Origin of the sequence: Enterobacteriaceae endosymbiont of Donacia vulgaris, assembly GCF_012568445.1 — a bacterium.
Classification (GTDB): domain Bacteria; phylum Pseudomonadota; class Gammaproteobacteria; order Enterobacterales; family Enterobacteriaceae.
In genome coordinates this window covers 416,889-440,945 of record NZ_CP046190.1, presented here as the reverse complement: position 1 = coordinate 440,945, position 24,057 = coordinate 416,889, and the positions used below count along the sequence as shown (strand labels likewise).

The 24,057-nt window shown below is 17.9% G+C and carries 17 protein-coding genes and 1 pseudogene; 9 read left to right on the top strand and 9 right to left on the bottom strand.

Going from position 1 to position 24,057, the window contains the following annotated elements; all coding sequences use genetic code 11:
• The first annotated feature begins 9 nt into the window (after window positions 1-9).
• Together mnmE and mutM are read left to right on the top strand one after the other, a co-directional pair.
• Window positions 10-1,374, top strand: coding sequence for a tRNA uridine-5-carboxymethylaminomethyl(34) synthesis GTPase MnmE (gene mnmE / locus GJU01_RS02130; protein WP_168868192.1), 1,365 nt, complete (start codon window positions 10-12; stop codon window positions 1,372-1,374).
• 5 nt (window positions 1,375-1,379) lie between these two features.
• Window positions 1,380-2,195 (top strand): bifunctional DNA-formamidopyrimidine glycosylase/DNA-(apurinic or apyrimidinic site) lyase, encoded by an 816-nt coding sequence (gene mutM / locus GJU01_RS02125; protein ID WP_168868191.1) that lies wholly within the window; start codon window positions 1,380-1,382, stop codon window positions 2,193-2,195.
• Between the two features lie 19 nt (window positions 2,196-2,214).
• Here mutM and potC read toward each other — a convergent pair whose 3' ends face one another.
• The 5 genes from potC to argS form a co-directional block, all read right to left on the bottom strand.
• On the bottom strand, window positions 2,215-3,015 hold the full coding sequence (gene potC, locus GJU01_RS02120; RefSeq protein WP_168868190.1) for a spermidine/putrescine ABC transporter permease PotC: 801 nt from the start codon (window positions 3,013-3,015) through the stop codon (window positions 2,215-2,217).
• Window positions 3,008-3,874 carry a spermidine/putrescine ABC transporter permease PotB gene (gene potB / locus GJU01_RS02115; protein ID WP_168868189.1) on the bottom strand — a complete coding sequence of 289 codons (867 nt, stop codon included), beginning with the start codon at window positions 3,872-3,874 and terminating at the stop codon, window positions 3,008-3,010. The genes potC and potB overlap by 8 nt, the downstream gene beginning before the upstream one ends.
• Window positions 3,849-4,976, bottom strand: coding sequence for a spermidine/putrescine ABC transporter ATP-binding protein PotA (potA, locus tag GJU01_RS02110; RefSeq protein WP_168868188.1), 1,128 nt, complete (start codon window positions 4,974-4,976; stop codon window positions 3,849-3,851). Before potA ends, potB begins: the two co-directional genes overlap by 26 nt.
• 42 nt (window positions 4,977-5,018) lie before the next feature.
• Window positions 5,019-6,116, bottom strand: coding sequence for a tRNA 2-thiouridine(34) synthase MnmA (gene mnmA, locus GJU01_RS02105; RefSeq protein ID WP_168868187.1), 1,098 nt, complete (start codon window positions 6,114-6,116; stop codon window positions 5,019-5,021).
• Between the two features lie 75 nt (window positions 6,117-6,191).
• Window positions 6,192-7,925, bottom strand: coding sequence for an arginine--tRNA ligase (gene argS, locus GJU01_RS02100; RefSeq protein ID WP_168868186.1), 1,734 nt, complete (start codon window positions 7,923-7,925; stop codon window positions 6,192-6,194).
• Between the two features lie 427 nt (window positions 7,926-8,352).
• On the opposite strand from argS, the gene aspS reads away from it, so the two are divergent.
• The 3 genes and pseudogenes from aspS to ruvC form a co-directional block, all read left to right on the top strand.
• Window positions 8,353-10,101, top strand: coding sequence for an aspartate--tRNA ligase (gene aspS / locus GJU01_RS02095; RefSeq protein ID WP_168868185.1), 1,749 nt, complete (start codon window positions 8,353-8,355; stop codon window positions 10,099-10,101).
• 30 nt (window positions 10,102-10,131) lie between these two features.
• A complete protein-coding gene (locus GJU01_RS02090) occupies window positions 10,132-10,845 on the top strand; it encodes a YebC/PmpR family DNA-binding transcriptional regulator (RefSeq protein ID WP_168868184.1) in 714 nt (237 codons plus the stop codon).
• Window positions 10,846-10,883: 38 nt separating this feature from the next.
• Window positions 10,884-11,336: pseudogene (gene ruvC, locus GJU01_RS02085) on the top strand (crossover junction endodeoxyribonuclease RuvC); the annotation flags it as partial.
• Between the two features lie 72 nt (window positions 11,337-11,408).
• Here the strand turns inward: ruvC and crr are convergent.
• The 3 genes from crr to GJU01_RS02070 form a co-directional block, all read right to left on the bottom strand.
• On the bottom strand, window positions 11,409-11,912 hold the full coding sequence (gene crr, locus GJU01_RS02080; protein ID WP_168868182.1) for a PTS glucose transporter subunit IIA: 504 nt from the start codon (window positions 11,910-11,912) through the stop codon (window positions 11,409-11,411).
• A gap of 4 nt (window positions 11,913-11,916) precedes the next feature.
• Complete coding sequence (ptsI, locus tag GJU01_RS02075; protein WP_168868181.1) at window positions 11,917-13,650, bottom strand: phosphoenolpyruvate-protein phosphotransferase PtsI; 1,734 nt, start codon at window positions 13,648-13,650, stop codon at window positions 11,917-11,919.
• 124 nt (window positions 13,651-13,774) lie between these two features.
• A complete protein-coding gene (locus tag GJU01_RS02070; RefSeq protein ID WP_168868180.1) occupies window positions 13,775-14,029 on the bottom strand; it encodes an HPr family phosphocarrier protein in 255 nt (84 codons plus the stop codon).
• Window positions 14,030-14,434: 405 nt separating this feature from the next.
• On the opposite strand from GJU01_RS02070, the gene lysA reads away from it, so the two are divergent.
• Window positions 14,435-15,709, top strand: coding sequence for a diaminopimelate decarboxylase (gene lysA / locus GJU01_RS02065; protein ID WP_168868179.1), 1,275 nt, complete (start codon window positions 14,435-14,437; stop codon window positions 15,707-15,709).
• 13 nt (window positions 15,710-15,722) lie between these two features.
• Here lysA and GJU01_RS02060 read toward each other — a convergent pair whose 3' ends face one another.
• On the bottom strand, window positions 15,723-16,412 hold the full coding sequence (locus GJU01_RS02060) for a MutH/Sau3AI family endonuclease (RefSeq protein ID WP_168868178.1): 690 nt from the start codon (window positions 16,410-16,412) through the stop codon (window positions 15,723-15,725).
• Window positions 16,413-16,481: 69 nt separating this feature from the next.
• On the opposite strand from GJU01_RS02060, the gene lgt reads away from it, so the two are divergent.
• From lgt to recB, 3 genes are read left to right on the top strand one after another with little or no spacing between them, the layout of a single operon-like run.
• Window positions 16,482-17,333, top strand: coding sequence for a prolipoprotein diacylglyceryl transferase (gene lgt / locus GJU01_RS02055; protein WP_168868177.1), 852 nt, complete (start codon window positions 16,482-16,484; stop codon window positions 17,331-17,333).
• Between the two features lie 12 nt (window positions 17,334-17,345).
• The gene (locus GJU01_RS02050; RefSeq protein ID WP_168868176.1) at window positions 17,346-20,492 is read left to right on the top strand and encodes an exodeoxyribonuclease V subunit gamma; all 3,147 of its coding nucleotides are present in this window, start codon (window positions 17,346-17,348) and stop codon (window positions 20,490-20,492) included.
• Window positions 20,493-20,498: 6 nt separating this feature from the next.
• Complete coding sequence (gene recB, locus GJU01_RS02045; protein ID WP_168868175.1) at window positions 20,499-24,050, top strand: exodeoxyribonuclease V subunit beta; 3,552 nt, start codon at window positions 20,499-20,501, stop codon at window positions 24,048-24,050.
• Window positions 24,051-24,057 lie beyond the last annotated feature (7 nt).

Below are 24,057 nucleotides of genomic sequence, written 5' to 3'. Positions count from 1 at the left end.
ATTTAAATTATGGAAATAAAAAAACATACAATAATTGCTCGTGTAACTCCTTTAGGGCAGGGAAGTATAGGAGTTATAAGAATATCTGGTGATAAAGTAATTAATGTAATAAAATATACATTAAAATTAAATCATCTTAAACCTAGATATGCACATTACTTACCTTTTTTTTATAAAAATAAAATTATAGATAAAGGTATTGTAATTTGGTTTCCAAAACCTAATTCTTTTACAGGAGAAGATATTTTAGAAATTCAATGTCATGGGAATTCCATATTATTAGATTTATTAATAAACGATATATTAAATATTTCTGGAATTAAAGTTGCATCTCCAGGAGAATTTTCTAAAAGAGCTTTTTTAAATAAAAAATTTGATTTAACTCAAGCAGAAGCAATTTCTGATATTATTTCTGCTAATTCAAAAGCTGCTGTATTTTCAGCAATGAATTTAATGAATGGTAAATTTTCTTTATTATTAAAAAAACTTAAAAAAATAATTATTAACTTAAGAAGTCAAATGGAATCTTTTCTTGAATTCGATTATGAAATTAATTTCAATATTTTATGTAAACAAATTTTAATAAAAATAGAAAAATTATTAAAAATTTTAATAAATATTATAAAATATGTAATAAATGGTATTAAAATTAAAGAAGGAATTAAAATAGTATTAATTGGACCTCCTAATGCTGGTAAATCTAGTTTAATGAATTTAATTACTAATAAAAATGTTTCGATAGTAACTGATATTCCTGGAACAACTAGAGATATTTTACATGAAAATATTTATATAAATTCAGTTCCTATAGAAATTATAGATACTGCAGGTATTAGAGATACTGATAATCAAATAGAAATATTAGGTATTAAAAAAACGTTTGAAGAAATTAAAAATTCTAATTATTTATTTTTAATAATAGAAGATAAAATATCAAAAAAAAAATTATCTCAAATTATTAAAAAATATTTAGAAAAATTTATTAAAAAAATTCCTATAATTATAATACGTAATAAAATAGATTTAACAAATAATATTCCTGAAATAATCCATAATGATGATTATACAATTATAAAAATATCTATTAAAACTAAAAAAGGTATATCAATTTTAATGAATTTTATAAAAAAAAAAATTATACATACTAATATAAATGAAGATCAATTTACTGCAAAAGAAAGACATCTAAATTCTTTAAATAATATATATAAATATCTTATTGAAGGGAAAAAAAATTTTTTAAATACAAAATCCATAGAATTATTATCTGAAGATTTTAGATTAATACAAAAAGAATTAGATTCTATTACTGGAAAATTTTATTCAAAAGATTTATTAAATAATATTTTTTCTCAGTTCTGTATTGGTAAATAAAAATTATGCCTGAATTACCTGAAGTAGAAGTAATTAAAAATATGATAAAATCTATATTAAAAGGAAAAATAATTAATTATTCTATAATTAGAACTAAAAAATTAAAATATGTTATTCCTAATAATATTATTAAAATTCATAATCAAAAAATTTTAGATGTTAAAAGAAGAGGTAGATACATAATAATTATTTTACTAAAAAATACAATTATTATACATCTAGGAATGACAGGTATATTATCTATTATTAATAAAAATTTTCATTTATATAATAAACATGATCATATTGATTTGATTATAGATAATCATTTGATTTTGAGATATACAGATATTAGAAAATTTGGATTTTGGTTATGGGACATAAAAAACTATAAAAAAAATATATTTTTAAAAAAATTAGGTCCTGAACCATTAAAAAATGATTTTAATAGTTTATATTTATATAATTATACAAAAAAAAAAAATATTGCTATTAAAATTTTATTAATGGATAATAAAATTGTAACAGGAATAGGAAATATATATGCTAATGAATCTTTATTTTTATCAAAAATATCGCCTATTAGAATATCCAATACTTTAAATTTACAAGAAATTAAAATATTAGTTAAAAATATTAAATATATTTTATATCAATCTATAAAACATGGAGGTTCTACTATAAATAATTATAAATTACCTAATGATAATACTGGAAAATTTTCTAAATATTTTTTTGTATATGCAAAAAAAGATAAATTATGTCAAATATGTAAAACAAAAATTATTAGAATATTTCAAAGAAATAGAAGTACATTTTTATGTTATAAATGTCAAAAATAATAATTTTTAAAATCAAAAATTAATCTAATAAAGATGTAATTTGATTATATGTTTTATATCTTCCTAAAATAATTCTACTCATAATTACTAAAAATAAAGATGTTATTATTAATATTGTTGCTAGGACATTAATTTCAGGAGTAATACCTATTTTTGACATTGAATAAATTTTTAAAGGTAATATTTCATATTCTGGTCCTGTTACAAAAGTTGATATAGTTATATCATCCATAGATAAAGCGAAACTTAATAACCAACTAGAGATAATAGTTGGAAATATGATAGGAAATATAATTTTTGTTAAAATAATTATTTCACTAGCACCTAAATCTTTTGCAGCTTCAATCATACGATTATCAAAATCTTGCAATCTAGAATGAATAGTAATAACTACATATGGTAAACAAAATGTAATATGTGAAAATAATAAAGACCAAAAACCTAAAGAAAAATTTAATAAAATAAATAATAATAATAAAGAAATACCCATTACAATATCAGGAGAAATAATTACTATAAACAATAAAGTATTTATAAGAGATTTAATATGTATATTATAATGATATAATGATAATGCAGTTAATAATCCAATAGATGTTGTAAAAGTAGCAGTTATAATACCAATACATAAAGAATGATATGTTACTTCTAATAAAGAATAGTTATGTATAATTAATTTATACCATTTAATACTAAATCCTTGCCATATAATACCAAAACGTGATGAATTAAAAGAATTAATTATTAATAAAATAATAGGTATATAAAAACAAAAATAAATTAAATTTATAAAAATAATTCTACAAATATGTTTAAACATTTTTTTTAAATTCCTTTTTATTTAAAAAATTAATAGTTTTAAAATATAATATTAAAAATATACCTGTTAATAATGTTATTATTGTACTAGTTGCGGCTCCTAATGGCCAATCTCTAATATTTAAAAATTGATTCTTAATAATATTACCAATTAATAAATTTTTAGCTCCTCCCATTAAATCAGAAATATAAAACATACCCATACTAGGTAAAAAAACCAAAAGACATCCAGCAATAATACCTGAAGTAGTTAAAGGTATTATAATATGAAAAAATATTTTCCAAGATTGAGCTCCTAAATCTTTTGCGGCTTCTATACAAAATTTATCTAATTTTTCAAGACTAGAATATATAGGTACTATCATAAAAGGTAATAAAATATATACTAATCCTAATATAACAGCAGTTGGAGTATAAATTATATGAATAGGAGAATTAATAATTTTACAATAAAGTAAAATATTATTTAACCAACCATTAATTCCTAAAAATATTTTTAAACAATATATTCTAATTAATGAATTAACCCAAAATGGTAAGAATAAAAAAAATAACATTAAAGATTTTTTTTTATTAGATATTTTTGTTAAACACCATGCAAAAGGATAACCTATTAAAAGACAAATTAATGTTGTAATACAGGAAATAAATAAAGAATTTATAAAAATCTTAATATATAAAAAATTAAGTAAATTTAAATAATTATTAAAAGAAAATTTAAATATAAATAAATTAGAATTTCCTTTTTTTAAAAAACTAATAATAACAATTATTATATTTGGTAGTAAAATAAATAAAAATAACCAACTAATAATTATGAAAATTATAATTTTTTTAATATATTTCATTATTTTTTTCATAAGGTAATACAACCTCCCATGTTTCTACCCAATTTATTAACATTCTTTGATTTAAAGAATGTTCAATGTAATGATCATTTTCATTAAAAAATTGACTTACAGTAATAATTTTACCATTATTAAGTTTTAATATGGATTCTAGAGTCATTCCTTTGTAATTTTTTTCTTTTATATAACCAATTAAACCTGTATTTAAATCAGTATCATTATTAATTTTTTTAATTCTTAAATCTTCTGGTCTTAATAAAACATGTATTGTATTTCCTACAATAATAGGAAAGGGGATTTTAATATTACATATATAACCTTCTAAATTAACTAATACTTTATTATTATTAAATTTTTGTAAAATTTTAGCATTAAAAATATTTATATCGCCTATAAATTTAGCAACAAATAAATTTTTAGGTTCTTCATATATTTCTCTAGGGGTACCATCTTGTTCTATTTTTCCATTACGTAATAAAATAATACGATCTGAAATACTTAAAGCTTCTTCTTGATTATGTGTTACAAATATAAATGTAATCCCTAATTTTCGTTGTAAAGCTTTTAATTCATTTTGCATTTTTTTCCGTAATCTATAATCTAATGCTGATAGTGATTCATCTAACAATAATATTCTTGGCTTATTAATTACAGCTCTTGCAATTGCGACTCTTTGCTGTTCTCCTCCAGATAGTTCATGTGGTTTACTATTTATAAACTTTTTTAATTGTACTATATCTAAAATTTTTGCAACTTGATCATTTATTTCTTTATCTGTTTTTTTTTGCATTTTTAAACCAAAAGCTATATTGTCAAAGACAGACATATGAGGAAATAATGCGTAACTTTGAAAAACAGTGTTTATTTGTCTTTGTTCGGCTGGATATTTTGTGATTTCTTTTTGATTTAAAAAAATATAACCACTATCAACTTTTTCTAAACCGGCTATTAAACGTATAATGGTTGTTTTTCCAGATCCAGAAGGCCCTAATAAAGTAATAAATTCTCCGTCATTAATACTTAAATTTAAATTAGAAATAATTTTTTTACCTAAAAATGACTTATTAATATTAATTAAATTAATTAGTATTTTTTTAAAATTTTTTTTTTCCATAATAATACTCTATATAAAAAATATTAAAAAAATTTATTTTAGTTAAATTAATGGAATTCCTTTTTCAATAATTCCTCCTCCTAAACAAATTTGCCCATAGTAAAATACAGCTGATTGTCCTTTTGTAATACAAGAAATAGGATTATGTAAATATACTTTAATTTTATTTTTTTTTAAAAAAATAATTTTACATTTAACTTCTTTCTGTCTATATCTAGTTTTTACTGTATATTTTTTTTTTATATTTTTTGGTATAAAATTAATCCAATGAATTTCTTTTACTATTAATCCAATAAAATATAAATATAAATTTTTTTTACCTTGTATTGTAACTAAAATATTTTTTTTTATATTTTTTTTATAAACATACCATGGTTTATTTTTAAAATAAACAGAACCTCCAATTCCAATACCTTTTCTTTGTCCTATAGTATAATGAATTAATCCTTTATGTTTTCCTATAATTTCCCCATTAATATTAACTATATTACCTGGAAGGGTAGATATATATTGACTTAAAAAATTAGGAAATTTTTTTTCTCCTATAAAACAAATTCCAGTAGAATCTTTTTTATTAGCATTAATAAATTTTAATTTATTTGCAAAATATCTTACTTCTGTTTTTTTTAATCCACCTATAGGGAATAAAATTTTTTTTAATTGTTTTTTTTTTATTGTATATAAAAAATAACTTTGATCTTTATTAGAATCAATACCTTTTAATAAAAAATAATTATTTTTTATTTTTTTACGACGTACATAATGACCTGTACTGATAAAATCAGCTCCTAAGTTATTAATAGCAAAATTCATAAAATATTTAAATTTAATAATTTTATTACATAAAATATCAGGATTAGGTGTATTTCCCTGTTTATATTCAAGAAGAAATTTTTTAAAAACATAATCCCAATATTCAGATGAAAAATTAATTTTATGTAAACGAATTTTTAATTTTTGACAAATAATTTCTGCATCATGTAAATCTTTTTTAAAATTACAAGTATTATTTAGATCATCTTCTTCCCAATTTTTCATAAATAATCCTTCTACTTGATAATTTTGTTTTTTTAATAACCAAGCAGTAAAAGAAGAATCTATACCACCAGACATTGCAACTATAACTTTTTTTTTTAACATAAATTGTCTAAAATAATTTTTTTTATATATTAAATAAAACAATAATATTGTTTTATATAGAAAATATAGTTATTTTTATATTTTTTTTGTAGTTTTTATTCCTAATAAATATAATCCTTTTTTTAAAAATAAAGATGTTAAAAAAACTATTTTTAATCTGCTTATTTTTAACATATTATCTTTTAAATTTAAAATATTACAATTTTCATAAAATGAAGTAAATAATACTGTAATCTTATATAACCAATTACATAATATATGTGGAGTACCTTTTTCAACAATTTTAAGAATAATTTCTTCAAAATCTAAAAATGATATAACAAGATTAAATTCATAATGAGTAATGAAATTAATTTCTAAATTTAAAAATTTAGTTAAATTAATATTAGATTTTTTTAATAAAGAAATAGCTCTTACATAAGCATATTGAATATATAAAGATGTATTTCCATTTAAAGATAACATTTTATTCCAATTAAAAATATAATTATTTATTCTATTTTTAGAAAGATCAGCATATTTTATCGCTCCAATACCAATAATATGAGATAATTTTTCTAATGTTTCTTTTTTAATGAAAGGATTTTTTTTAATAATTATATTTTTAGCTCTAACAATAGATTCTTTTATTAAATCATTTAATTTTATATTATTGCCTTCTCTTGTCTTAAAAGGTTTGTTTTCTTTATTTAAAATCATACCAAACATATGATGTTCTAATTTTATATTAACAGGAACATATTTTGCTTGTTTTACTATTTGAAAAATTTGTTTTAAATATTGATTTTGACGTGAATCTACATAATAAATAATTCTATTAGCTTTAAATTGTTCATAACGATATTTAATACATGCAATATCTATTGTTGCATAAAGATATGCTCCATCTTTTTTTTTGATAATAACAGCCATTGATTTTCCTTTTATATTTTTCGTTCCTTTTATAGGAACTACAACAGCTCCGTTATTATTAATAGCTATTCCCTTTTTTTTTAAATCAATAATTATACTTGATAACATATCATGATATGTACTTTCTCCCATAGTATCTTGAGATGTAAGTTTAACATTAAGTTTTTTATATAATTGATAATTATAATTCATAGTAATGTTAACTATTTTTTTCCATATTTTTAAACAAGCTATATCTTTTTGTTGTAATTTAACTACATAAAGTTTAGATTGTTTTGCAAAATTGATATCTTTTATATATTTTTTTTGAGCTTTTTTATATAGTTTTTCTATATCAGAAAGTAATAAATTTATTTTTTTATTTTTTTTAAGATTCAAAAATGCTATAATCATTCCAAAATGTGTCCCCCAATCACCAATATGATTAGATTTAATTACATTATGACCAACAAAAGATAGAATTCTGACTATAGAATCTCCTATAATTGTAGATCTTAGATGCCCGACATGCATTTCTTTTGCTACATTAGGACTTGAATAATCAATAACAATATTTTCAGATAAAATTTTTGTTGTTAATCCTAATTTTTTAGATATTATTAATAAATTAGCTTGATCTGATAACCATTGATTTTTGATAAAAAGATTAATATATCCTGATTTAGATATTTTAATTTTAGATACTATATGTTTTATATTTAAATATTTTGCTACTTTAGTAGCTAAAATATTCGGATTTATTTTTAAAAAAATAGCCGCAGCTATAATACCATTAACTTGATAGTGTCCTAGTATTTTTTTCTTACATGAACGTAATATTGGACTATATTTTTCTGGAATACCTATTTTAATCATAGATTTATGAATTTTTTTTGAAAGAATTTTTTTTATATTCATATGTCTCCTATTTTATTATTTTAATACTTTATATAACTATTATAGTTATTTATAATATTTAAAAAAACAAAATTATATTCTTCAAAAATTTTTCTAAAAAAATTTATTATTTTTTATTTTAAAAAATTTCATTATTAAAATAAATTATTTATTTTTATTTATTACAATATCATATTTTTAAAAATTTTATTAAAAATTTAAATAAATTAAAAATTATTTAAAATAAATAATTATTAAAATTAATAAATAATGTATATTATATACATATAAAATACTTTATTAATTATTTTATTTAATATTTTTTATATATAAAAATAAATTTTATTAAATAAAATTTCTTCATATTAAAATTTTATTTTATAAAAATATATTTTATATATAAATAATTTAATTATATAATAACTATTTTTTAATAAAGGATTTATAAATGCAAAATAAAATTTATTGTGGAGAAATTAATAAAAAATATATAAATAAAGAAATAATTATTTATGGTTGGGTAGATAGTTATAGAAATTTAGGAAAATTAATTTTTGTTAATATAAAAGATAGAGAAGGTATCATTCAAGTAATTTTTAAACCTAAATATAAAATAGCTTATAATATAGCAACTACATTACGTAATAATTTTTGTGTAAAAATTAAAGGTAAAATCGTAGAAAGAGAGGAAAAAAATAAAAACTTGAATTTATTAACAGGAGAAATAGAAATGATTAGTTTTGATATATCTATATTAAATAAATCAAAATCATTGCCTGTTGATACTAACATAAATAATTCAGAAGAAATTAGATTAAAATATAGATATTTAGATTTAAGACAAAAAAAAATGATAAAAATTTTAAAACAAAGATCTAATATAATAAGTTATATTCGATCTTTTTTAGAAAAAGAAAAGTTTTTAAATATTGAAACTCCTATATTAACAAATGTAACATCAGAAGGATCAAGAGATTATTTAGTCCCAAGTAGAGTTCATAAACATAATTTTTATGCATTACCTCAATCTCCGCAAATTTTTAAACAATTATTAATGATTGCAGGATTAGATCGTTATTATCAAATTGCGAAATGTTTTCGTGATGAAGATTTACGTTCAGATCGTCAACCAGAATTTACACAAATTGATATAGAAGTGTCTTTTATTAAATTAGAAAAATTTCGAAATTTTATAGAAAAAATGATTTTTTATCTATGGAAAGATATAAAAAATATATATTTAAATAAATTTAAAGTTTTAACTTTTAAAGAATCAATGGAAAATTTTGGTACAGATAAACCTGATTTAAGAAATCATTTAAAACTTATAGATTTAAGTAGTTTTTTTAATAAAAAAAACAAAAATAGAATAATTTCTATTCCTATCAAAAACAAATATTTATGTAATACAAAAATAGAAAATTTAAATAAATATATAAATTTTATTAAAAAATATGGTACAAAAGATTTAAATGTATTTCAAGTAAATAATAATAAATTAATAAATATTTTGAATATAAAAAATAATTTTATTTTTCATTTAAATGATAAAACAATTAAAAATATTATTTATAAAAATAATTGTTATCAAGATGATATTATTTTTATTGGAACAGAAATTATATATGATAGTATATCTTCAATGGGACATCTACGAAAAAAATTAGGAGAAGACTTAAATCTTATAAATAGGAAGAAATGGTCTCCATTATGGATAATAGATTTTCCTTTATTTCAAAAAAATAAAACAGGAAAATTAGTTTCAGTGAATCATCCCTTTACATCTCCAAAAAACTGTTCTATAAAAAATATAGATAGTATGTTTGAAAAAGATCCTTATCAAATAATATCTAATTCATATGATTTAGTAATTAATGGATATGAAATAGGAAGTGGTTCTTTAAGAATAAATAATTATAAACTTCAAAAAAAAATATTTAATTTTCTTAAAATAAATAAAATAATACAAAAACAAAACTTTGGTTTTTTTTTAGAAGCTTTAAAGTTTGGGACACCTCCACATATAGGAATAGCTTTAGGATTAGATCGATTAATTATGTTATTAACTAATACGAATAATATCCGTGATGTTATTGCATTTCCAAAAACTACATCAGCAAATTGTTTGTTAACTAAAGCCCCATATCCAATAAATGATAACTTTTTAAAAGATTTAGGTTTATCATATTTATTGTAATAGTTAATTTAATAAAAGGAATATAATTTTATGTCAGGACATAGTAAATGGTCTAATATGCGTCATCGTAAAAAATTACAAGATAATAAAAAAGATAAACTTTTTTCTAAAATTATTAAGGAATTACATTCAGCTATAAAAATAGGAGATAGTGTTAATCCACAATATAATTCTAAATTACGTTTAATTATAGAAAAAGCATTATCATTTAATATGAAAAGATCAATTATTACAAATATTTTAGAAAAAAAAAACAAAAATAATCATGTATTAAAAGAAATATATTATGAAGGATTTGGTCCTGATAATATTGCATTAATGTTTAAATGTTTAACAAATAATCATAATAGAACTCTATCTTTTATCAGAAATATGTTAAATAAAATTAAAGGAAGTTTAAAACAACAAGGGGCAGTAAATTATATATTTAAAAAACAAATATTTGTTTCATATTCATATAAACATAATACAAATTATATTATTGATATAGCAGAAAAATTACAAGCAGATGATATTATATTTAACAAAAAAAATATTCAAATAATTTTTTCAAAAAAAAAATATAAATTCCTTACTAAAGAAATAAAAAAAATAAAAATAGAACCAATAAAGATTAAATTATTTATAGAACCTTTTATAAAGAAAAAAATAAATATTTTTACAAAAAATAAATTAATTGAGTTTTTATATTTATGTAATAAAAACAAAGATATAAAACACATTTATCATGACGCCGATATTTAATAAATAAATATTTTTTAAAATTTCAAAGATAAAATATTATGACAATAATTTTAGGTATTGATCCAGGTTCTAGAATCACTGGATATGGTTTAATTAAAACATTTAAAAACAAAATTATTTATATTGATAGTGGGTGTATTTTTACCTTAAAAATTAAAGATTTTCCTACTAGATTAAAAATAATTTATAAAGATATAAATAAAATAATAAAAAAATTTAAACCTGATATTTTTGCTATAGAACAAGTTTTTATGTCTAAAAATGCAAATTCTGCTTTAAAATTAGGACACGCAAGAAGTGCCGCCATAGTATCAGCTGTAAATAACAATCTCACTATTTTTGAATATTCAGCTAGTACAGTAAAAATGACTGTAGCAGGTATTGGTAATGCTAAAAAAAAACAAGTACAAGATACAATTTTTACATTATTAAAATTACCTTACTATCCTCAACAAGATGCAGCTGATGCATTAGCAATTGCAATTACACATAGTCGTAAATATTTATAAAAAATATTGTAGAAATTTTTATCAAAAATTTTTTTAACATTTTTTTTAAAAAATTTATTTATAAATTTCTAATATAGGGTCAATTCCAGCTATAACGTTTCCTGAATATTTTTTAATTTTATTAATTTTTTCAATATTAGAAATTACTACAGGAGTATATATAGATTTAGCATTTTTTTTTAAAAAATTTAAATCTAATTCAATAATAGTTTCACCTTTTTTAACTATATTGTTTTTTTTTAAATTAAATTTTCTTATAAATCCTTTACCTTTTAAATTTACTGTATCAATTCCAAAATGAACAAATAACTCAATTTTATTATATGTTTTTATTGAAAAAGCATGATTAGTATCAAATATTTTCCCAATTATTCCATCAATAGGAGCAACTAAAATATTGCCAGTTGGATTAATAGCAATACCATCTCCTACAATTTTATCAGCAAATACAATATCAGGAACTTTTTCTATATCTATTATACTTCCTGAAATAGGAGCAAATATTTTAGTCATTTCAATTTGTTTTTTTTTTTTAAAAAAATTAGAAAAAAGATTCATTTTTTTACCTTTTAGAAATATTTTGTTTTTTATTAAATTCTATTAATAAATTTTTAATGTTTTTAATTGTAGGTTGTAATAAAATATTATTAGCTAATTCTTTAGCTTCAATTATTTCTATATTACGAATAATATTTTTAATTTTTGGAATAGAAATAGCACTCATACTAAATTCGTTTAATCCCATACCTAATAATACAGGAATAAAAAATTCATCACTTGCTAACTCTCCACACATACCTGTCCATTTTCCTTCTGAATGTGATGCATCTATTACTTTTTTTATTAGAAAAAGTATAGCAGGATGAATAGGATTATATAAGTGTGAAATTAAATCATTACCACGATCTACAGCTAATGTATATTGAGTTAAATCATTAGTACCTATACTAAAAAAATCTACTTCTTTAATTAAATAATGAGCTATTATAGCAGATGAAGGTGTTTCTATCATTATCCCGATAGGGATATTTTTATTAAAACTATATTTTTGTTTTTGTAATTGTCTTTTTAAATATTTTAATTCTTCCTTTAAAAAGCAAACTTCTTCCACTGAAATAATCATAGGGAACATGATATATAATTTACCAAATATAGATGCTCTTAAAATAGCTCTTAATTGTGTATGTAAAATATCTTTTCGATCTATACTTATTCTAATAGCTCTATAACCTAAAAATGGATTTTCTTCTTTAGGTAAATTCATATATGGTATTTTTTTATCGCCTCCTATATCCATAGTTCTAATAATAACTGATTTATCCTTCATCCTTTTAGCAACAGTTTTATAAATATTAAATTGTTCTTCTTCTGTAGGTAAAAAATTACGATTCATAAATAAAAATTCTGTTCTATATAAACCAATACCATCAGCACCATTTTCTTGAATATTATTTAATTCTTGTAATGATCCTATATTAGCACATATTTTAATTTGATAATTATCTTTAGTTTTAGCTGGCAAATTACTAATTTTTTTAAGTTTTTCTTTTTCTATTATATAATTATTAAATAATATTTTTTTTTTTTCAATTATATCTATAGAAGGATTTATATAAATATTATTATTAATACTATCTAAAATAATATAATCATTTGTTTTAATTTTAGTAGTTATATTACCAGTTCCTACAATTGCAGGTATTTCTAAAGAACGTGCCATAATAGCAGTATGAGAAGTTTTACTTCCTAAATCAGTAATAAATCCTAGAATTTTATTTAAATTTAATTGAGCTGTTTCAGAAGGTGTAAGATCCTTTGCAATTAAAATTACTTTTTCATTTATTTTATTTAAATTAATCATACTTAATTTTAAAATATTTTTTATTAAGCGATCACCAATATCTCTAATATCAAAAATTCTTTCTTTTAAATAATCATCATGTAAATTTTTTAATTTTTTAATTTGAGAATTTATAACTGAATCTACAGCTGCATCTGCAGATAAGAAATTATTTTTTATTAAAAAAATAATTTCTTTAGTCATTTCTTCATCTTCTAAAAATAGAATATATCCGTCAAGAATTAATTCTTTTTCAGAATTTATTTTTTGTGATGATTTTTCTTTTATATTTTTTACTTGTTTTATAGATTTTTTTTGACTATTTAAAAATTTATTAATTTCTATATTTATTTGATTATGAGTAATTTTATTACGATTAATAATAATATTTTCTTTTTTTAATAAAAAAGCTTTACCAAAACAAATACCAGGAGAAGCTATAATTCCTGAAATCATATTTTTTTACTCCTATTATGTAATCATTTATATCAAATATTTATTCCTAGTAATAATTTTAATAATTAATTAAATGGATTATTAAAATATTTTTATAAATTTAATTATAAAATTTAAAATTATTTTATAACTTTTGAATAACTTTAGTTAAATGTTCAATAGCTTGTTTTTCATCTATTCCTGAAGTTTTTAAAATAATTAAAGTTCCTTTAGTTAATCCTAAAGTTTGTATCTTAAATAAACTTTTAGCGTTTATAGTTTTTCCTTGAGATGTAATTGTAATATCTGATATGAAATTTTTAGCTTCTTTTACAAATATTGCTGCTGGACGAGTATGAAAACCATGAGTATTCTGAATAATAATTTCTTTTTGTAACATTATTTTTCCCTAAATTTTAATATATTTTAAAATTTTTACATAATTAAAAAAATAACTTTTAATTTAATTAATAACTAATTAAATTATAATAAATTATATTAGTAAATTATATAGGTAATTATTAATTATTTTAAATATTTTATTTTATAAATAACATAGATAAATTATCTTGGCTACTAAATTCATTAAAGCTTTTATTTATATTAAATATTTTATGTATTATTAAAATAATATAAATTTAAATTTAAGTTAAATAAAATTTACTTAAAATGTAAAATATAATTATAATTATTAAATAATCTTTTAATTTGTAATTATATACTTGTAAATATTTATATAATTAATGTTTAAAATATCTATAAAAAATTCTTTAACATATCATATTTATAAAAATAGGGTTTTAAAATGAAAATACAAATTTTTGATAAAAAATTTAATAAAAATAATATTACTACTGCAACAATTCTATTTTTAATAAAAAAATATAAAACTCCTTTTTGGTTATATTGTGCTGAAAATATAAAAAATAAAATTTTACAATTAAAAGAATTTGATATAATTAGATTTGCACAAAAATCTTGTTCTAATATAAATATTTTAAAACTTATGAAATATGAAGGAGTGAAAGTAGATGCTATTTCATTAGGAGAAATAGAAAGAGCATTAACTGCTGGATACAATCCCAAAAATGTGCATGATATTGTTTTTACTTCAGATATTTTTGATGCACAAACATTAAAGCGTATTGTTGAACTTAATATTACTGTTAATATTGGATCAATAGATATGTTACATCAATTAGGTAATATTTCTACAGGCCATAATATATGGTTAAGAATTAATCCCGGTTTTGGACACGGACATAATAAAAAAACAAATACTGGAGGAGAAACAAGTAAACATGGTATCTGGTATACAGATTTAAAAAAATCTATTTATTTTATTAAAAAATATAATTTAAATTTAATTGGAATACATATGCATATAGGTTCAGGAGTTAATTATCAACATTTACAAAAAGTATGTAATTCAATGTTATATAATGTACTACAACCTTATATGCCTCAAATTAATATAATATCAGCAGGGGGGGGCTTATCTATACCTTATAAAAAAAGTGATCAAATAGTTAATACAAATCATTATTTCCAATTATGGAATAATACAAGAAATATTATTAATAATTTTTTTAAAAAAAAAATAAAATTAGAAATTGAACCAGGAAGATTTTTAGTAGCAGAATCAGGATTTTTAATTTGTCAAGTATGTGCTATAAAAAAGATAAAAAAAAAAAGATTTGTTATTGTAGATGCAGGATTTAATGATTTAATTAGGCCAGTAATGTACGGTAGTTATCACTATATATCTGCAATTTCAGCAAAAGGTGAAGATATGTCGAATTATCCAAAAACTGATACTATTATTGCGGGACCTTTATGTGAATCAGGAGATATATTTACACAATTAGAAAATGGAGAAATTTCTTTTTTTATGTTACCTATAGTAAATCTTGGTGATTATTTAGTTTTTCATGATACAGGAGCATATGGTGCTTCAATGTCTTCTAATTATAATAGTAGACCACTAATACCTGAAATTTTAATTGAAAATAACATTCCTAAAATTATCAGACGTCGTCAGAAAATACAAGAATTAATTAATTTAGAATTATTTAAATAAATATTTTATTAATTTATTTTGTCAAATTTTTATGCTTTCTTATTAAAGAAGATAAAAATTTTTTTTTAAAATACAAAGATTTAGGAGTGACAGATATAATTTTACCTGTATTATTTATAGTTTTAGTTAATTGTTTTTTATTACCTTTATTTTTTACTAATAAAATATAACCATTATAAGAATTTATATATTTTATTTGTCCTAAAATTAATAATTTCATTAAATTATTCCAGTCATAATTTAATTTTTTTTTTTCATTTATAGACGGTATCCAAAAAAAAGGATGACCTATTTTCCTCATAAGCATAGGAGTTTTTATATTTTTAATTATAATAGGTATCCATAAAATTTTTGATAATTTATTATATAATTTATTTGGATAAAAAAACAAATTCTTATTATTCATTAAAGGTAAAGAACAAATAAAACTATTATTAATAATTTTATTATTTATATCTATAGTAATAGTTTTAATTTCTATACCAAGATCAGGAATATCTTGATTTAAAAAATTATTTTGTTTATTACTTGTTAAATAAAATTCTATTAATTTTCCTATTATCCCTTTATCCTTGTTAAATTTATAAGAAATTTTATAATTTAACCATCTTAAAATATCAATTATATAATATCCTGTTATTAATTGTGCTCTTAAAAAAAGAATATTTTCATTAGAAATGTAAGTAGGAAAAATTTTTTGCATATATATAAAATTTTTATTTATAAGTATATTATATATTATAATATATAAATTAAATTAATCTATAATAAAATGTATAAAAAATATTTTATATTCCCAAATATAAATCCCATTTTTTTAAAAATACATAAAATTAATATTTATTGGTATGGAATTATGTATTTAATTAGTTTTATCTTTATAAAAAGAATTTTTTATATAAGAAATAAAAAAAAAATTTTTAAGAAAAAAGAAGAAATTCATAATTTATTATATTTATGTTTTTTAGGTTTATTATTAGGTGGAAAAATTGGATGTATATTAATATATCACATAAATGATTTTATTAATAATCCAGTCATTTTAATTCAATTTTGGAAAGGGGGAATGTCATTTTTTGGTGCTTTAATTGTTACTATTATAGTAATATTTTTTATTTCTTATATAAAAAAAAAAAAATTTTTACAAATAACTGATTTGATAACACCTATGATACCAATTGGACTGACAATGGGGAGAATAGGTAATTTTATTAATAGTGAATTATGGGGAAAAGTTACAAATGTGCCATGGGCTATTATCTTCCCTAATTCAACGCAAAAAGACGTAATATATATTCAGAAATATTTAAAATATCAAGATATATTTACAATATATGGTAATTTACCTAGACATCCTACACAAATTTATGAATGTTTTTTAGAAGGGATTATTTTATTTTTAATATTAAATATAATATTTAAAAAGAATATTTTTATAGGATATAAATCTAGTTTATTTTTATTTTTTTATGGTATAATAAGATTCTTTATAGAATATTTTAGAGAACCTGATATTCAATTTACCTTTTTACATAATCATATAATTTTAACAATTAATCAATTATTTTCAATAATTATGATAATTATTGGATTAATTATTTTTATAAGCAACTTATTTAATTAAATATAATCTAATATGTTTACAACTTACTATTCTAATAATATTAACATATTATTAAATATAATAAAAATACAAATTAAAAAAAATCCTTTAAAAAATCCTTTAACTTCCGAAATTATATTATTTAATAATTGTAAAATTTTTTCACAATTAATAAAAGTTAATTTTTCAAAAATTTTAGGAATATATAGTAATATAGAATTTATTTCTTTAGATAAATTTATGCATGATTTATTAATACATATAATTCCTATATCTCAAGATAAACTTTTATGTAAAAATAATATTACTTGGTTAATATCATTACTTATACCTAAATTAATATCTACTAAAGAATTTATAAATTTTAAAAATAAATTTGAATTTAAAATTAAAAATTTTAATTTTTTATTTAAATTATCTACTCAAATATCTTATTTATATAATAATTATCAAAAATATAAACCAGAACTATTATTTTTATGGGAAAAAAATCAAGTTTTTAATCTTTTAAATAATAAGCATCAAATATGGCAAGCTAAATTATGGCAAACAATATTAAAATATTATAAAAATATTTTGAATAAAGAATTATGGCATTATGGTAAATTATATGATTTTTATCAAAAAAATGAAAAATATCAGATTTTTAAATATAATTTTCTCCCAAAAAGAATATATTTATTAGACATACAAGATATACCTTTAATATATTTAAAATTTTTAGATAAATTTAAAAAATATATTGAAATACACATTTTAGTATGTAGCCCTTCAAAATATTACTGGGGAGGTTTATGTAAATATACAAGTTTAAATAAAAAAAATATTAATTTTAATACATTATTATTTTCTTGGGGTAATAATTACCTAAATAATATTAATAAATTTATAAACTTATCATCTAGATCTATTGAATCTTTTATAAAAAATAATAATTCAAATTTATTAAATAATATAAAAAATGATATTTTATTTTCATATGAACATAATTTAAAATTAAAAAAAAAAATTAATTATTTAGATAAATCTATTCAAATAAATGTTTGTTCAGATTTATATACAGAAACAAAACTATTATATAATAATATATTATACACTTTCAAAAAAAATCAAGATTATTTTTTACATGATATAATTGTTTTATCACCTAAATTAGACATCTATGCTCCTTTTATTAATTCGATATTTAAAAATAAAAGTATACCTATTAATATATATTCTAATCCAGAAAATTTAAAAAATTTAAATATTTTAAATAAATTTTTATTTTTATTAAAGTTACCTTATAAAGATTTAATACCTAAAGAAATATTTTTTTTATTAGATGATTATCATATATCTAATAAATTTTGTTTAGATAAAAATGATATAGAATATTTACGTTATTGGATAAATGATTTAGGTATAAAATCTAGTTTAAATATGCAAAAATTTCATAGTATTTCTATTAATAAAGATCAATTTACATGGAAGTTAGGTATACATCGTTTATTTTTAGGTTTTGCTTTAAACCAAGATTCAGGAAAATGGAAAAATTTAATTCCATATAATGTACCTCCTGAATTATCACAAAAATTATTAGAAAAATTTATCCATTTTTTATTTACATTAGAAAAATGGAAAAAAAAATTTAAGAAAAAATTTGTTTTACAAAAATGGGAAAAAATTTTATTAAAATTTTGTTATGATTTTTTCCCTAAAAATAACTTTATAAATCAAAATATAAATTTTATTTTAAAAAAAATTTTTTTATTTCTAAAACAGGGATTGAATATAAAATATAATAATAAAATATCAATTGATATAATAATTAAAAAAGCTAGTTCTTTTATTAAAGAAAAAAATAAAAATTTTATATTTTGTATAAACAAAATTAATTTTTGTCCTTTAAAAATATTTCAAAATGTATTTTTTAAAAAAATTTTTATAATAGGAATGAATAATGAGTTTTTTCCAACAATAAAATATCCTTTTGTATTTGATTTAATAAAAAATTCTCCTAATAATGATAAAAATTTATTTTTAAAATTAATTATTTCTGCAGAAAATAAATTATTTATTAGTTATACTAATAATAATTCAATTAATAATAATTTATCTAACATAGTTAAAAAATTATTATTATATATTTCTAAAAATTATTATTTTAAAAATAAATTTATTCATAATATTCTTATTAAATATTTTTCTAAAAAATATCAAAATAAATATAAAAAATCTTTTCATAAAAAAAAAAATTATATTATGAAATATTATTTTTTTACTAAAACAAAATTAATAAAAATAAATAAATTAAAAATTCATAATCTAATTAATTTTTGGAAACATCCTGTAAAAGGTTTTTTTAATCAAGGATTAAAAATATATTTACAAGATTTAAATAATTTGAAAATATTTAATACAGAACCATTCACTATTAATTATTTACAAGAATATATTATTAATAAAAAAATATTACATACATTAATTTTAAATAAAAATATCGATAATTTATATTATTTTTATTTAAATAATGGTATTTTACCTTATGGTTATTATGGAAGATTATGGTGGAAAGAAAAAATATATAAAATAAATCAAATTTTTAATAATAAATTTAAGAAAAATAAATATATAGAAAAAATATTTACAATTAATTTAAATATTTTAAATATTATATTAGAAGGAAAAATTAAATATTTTAGTTATAAAAATAATTTAATAGAATTTGAACCTAAAATAATAGATATTAAAATTATTATTGATCTTTGGCTTAAACATTTAATTTTATGTGCAAATAATGTTAATAATAAACGAATAAATTTATTTATTTATGGATTTAAACAAACAAAATATAGTTTTAAATTTTTAGAAAAAGATAAAGCAATTTTTTTATTAGAAAAATATATTTATGGTTATTTATCTGGTATAAATAATCCTATTTTTTTACCAATGAAAAGTTCATGGATATGGATAAATTATTGTTATGATAAAAATAAAAAATGTGTAAATGATAACTATACATTACAAAATATAGCAAAAAAAAAATTTTTTTATTATTGGGATAATAATAATATTTTTAATGAAAGTAATGATCCATATTTTAAAAAATTAAATTTTAATTTAAATGAAAAAACATGGATTAAAATTATAAAATTAATAAAAAAATGGATGATAAATTTACTATATTATAGTAATTAATTTAAAATGAATAAAATGATAAAAAAATTAATAAAATTTAAAGAATTTGATCCTTTTAAAGAAAATTTAACAGGTCAATATCTTATTGAAGCATCTGCTGGTACTGGTAAAACATTTACTATTATTATTTTATATCTAAGAATGCTTTTAGGAATGTATCATAAAAATTATAATGTACCTCTAACTGTAGAAGAAATTTTAGTTGTGACTTTTACTGATATTGCAACTCAAGATTTATATAAAAGAATAAAAAAAAGTATTCGTATTTTAAAAAAAGGATGTTTAAAAAGAAAAAGTAAGTATGAAATTATAAATAATTTTATAAAAAAAATTACAAATTATGATATAGCTTATAATTTATTATCAAAAGCTGAATTACATATGCATAATGCATCTATTTATACAATACATTCTTTTTGTAGAAAAATATTAACTTTTAAAAATTGTGAAATATATGATTTTTTTTCTAATAAAAAAATTATTAGTGATGAAACAATTTTACAAAAAGAAGCTTCTATAAATTTTTGGAGAAAATATTTTTATAAATTACCAAAAAAAATAGCAAAAATAATTTTTTTTTATTGGAAATCTCCTTTTACTTTATTAGATACTTTAACCCCATTTTTATTAAAAATTCCTTTCCCAATTATAAAATATCCTATTAAAAATAGAAATTTAAATATACAATTTCATAAAAATTTAAAATATATTCAAATAATTAAAAAAAAATGGATAAAATATAAAAATAAAATAATAGATATAATCCTTAGATCTAATATTAATAAGCATATTTATAATAAAAAAACATTAAATAAGTGGATTAGTATTATTGATTTATGGAGTTTTACAAAAAATGAAGATAATTTTTATCCAAGAGAAATATCTAGATTTTCTCAAAAAATATTAATTAGTAAAACTATTGATATTATAAAAATACCAAAATTTATCTTATTTCAAGATATAGATATTTTTTTAAAAAAATTTATTGATTTAAAATCTCTAGTAATTCTTAAAGCTATTAAATATATAAATCAATATGTAACTAAAAAAAAAAAAATAAATAATCAAATTAGTTTTAATGATTTATTAATTATTTTAAATAAAAGTTTAAATAGTAAATTTGGGAAAAAAATTATACAAGAAATAAAAAAAATATTTCCTGTAATATTAGTAGATGAATTTCAAGATACAGATATACAACAATATAAAATTTTAAAAAAAATATACTTGAATAAAAATAATAATATTGTTGTACTAATTGGAGACCCTAAACAAGCTATTTATTCTTTTAGAGGTGCAGATATTTTTACTTATTTTAAAGCTTCAGTAAAAATACAAAATCGTTATACATTAAAAAATAATTGGCGTTCATCTAGTACTATGGTAAAAAGTATTAATAGAATATTTTCTTGTAGATCTTATCCTTTTTTATTTAAAAATATATTATTTAATCCTATAAAATATGTAATTCGACAATCAAATTATAATTTAATTATTAATAATAATATAAAACCTGGTCTTACTTTTTGGTTGATTGACAAAATTATTGATATAAATTTATATAAACAAAAAATGGCACATACATGTGCATATGAAATATGTCAATTAATAATGTTAGGAAAAAAAAATAGAGCATTTCTTCAAAAAAATTATAAAAAAAAAAAAATTAATATTTCAGATATAACTATTTTAGTAAGAAATCGTTTTGAAGCTTTTATTTTACAAAAAGAATTTATAAATTTTAATTTACCTTCTATTTATTTATCTAATTCAATAAATATATTTGAACAACAAGAAGCAAAAGAATTAGTTTTATTATTAAAAACTATTTTACAAGCAAATAAAAGACAAAAAATTATTAATCTTTTATCTAGTACATTATTTAATATTAATTTATCATTTTTTAAACATCATAAACAAAACATTTATATAGAAAGAATAATTGATAAATTTATTGATTATAAATTAATTTGGGAAAAATATGGTATTTTAAATATGTTAGAAAAAATTTTTATAAAAGATGATATTTTTTATAAAATTAATATTATTGATAATATTATGAAAAAAAAAATTAAAAATATTATGTATTTAGGTGAATTAATACAAACATCATGTATGAATATGATTAATTGTAATCAGATTATAGAATGGTTATTACAACAAATTACACATACTGATAAAAATTTATTAAATAAACAAATACAACTAAATAATGATATTAATAAAATTAAAATCATGACAATATATAAATCAAAAGGTTTACAATTTCCTATTGTATGGTTACCATTTATTTCTTCTAATATTGTAGAATTTATAAATCAGGATGCTATAATTTATCATGATAGAAAAACTTTTAAATTAGTTTTAGATTTTAAAAAAGATAAAGAAAGTAAAAAATTATTTTTAGAAGAATCATTTGCAGAAAATTTAAGATTATTATATGTTTCATTAACAAGATCAATTTTTCATTGTAGTATTGGAATTGCTAATATTAAAATATTTAATTCTAAAAAATTAAATAAATATATTAAATATTTTAATGCTTTAGATTTTTTATTAAAAAAAAAAAATAATATTTCTAATATAGATTTAAAAATAATTTTAAAAAATTTAAAAAATCAAGACATTGATATTAAAATTATAAAAAAAAAAAATATTACAAAAATAAATAATAAAATTTTTAAAAAAATAAATAATACATTATTATTTACGTCTCAAATTAATAATTTTTATTATAAAAATAAAATAATATCTAGTTATTCTCAAATTAGTAAGCAACAAAATAATAATTTAAATTATTTAAATATAAATTTAAAAAATAAATTTTTAAATATAAATAAAAAAAATATAAAAAGAACACAACATAATTTTCCTCATGGAAAATATATAGGTATTATTTTACATAAAATTTTAGAAAAATTAGATTTTACTCAAAATATTACTAGAAAATTTATTAAACAAGAATTATTAAAAAATAATATTAATCCTATTTGGCACATTATAATAACTAATTGGTTCAATAATCTTATAAAAATCCCGATAGGGAATAAAAATATTATTTTACAACAAATAAATAATAAAAATAAAAAAACTGAATTTAAATTTTATTTATCAATAAAAAATTCTTTTTCTTCGGTAAAATATAATAATATTATCAATAAATACGATGTAATTTCACGTAAATTACCTGAATTAAAATTTGAAACAATACAAGGATTTCTATTAGGTGTAATAGATTTAATTATTTTATGGAATAAAAAATATTATATTATAGATTATAAATCAAATTGGCTAGGAAATAATTATAAATATTATAAAGAAAAAAATATTAAAAAAGATATATCTTTAAAACGTTATGATATACAATATCAATTGTATTCTTTATCTTTACATAAATATTTAAAATATCGAATTAAAAATTATAATTATAAAAAACATTTTGGAGGAGTAATATATTTATATATTAGAGGTATTGATGATAAGAAATCTAAAAATGGTATCTGGGAAACAAAACCATCTTTAAATTTAATTGAAAAATTAAATAAATTATTTTTTTAAATTTAAT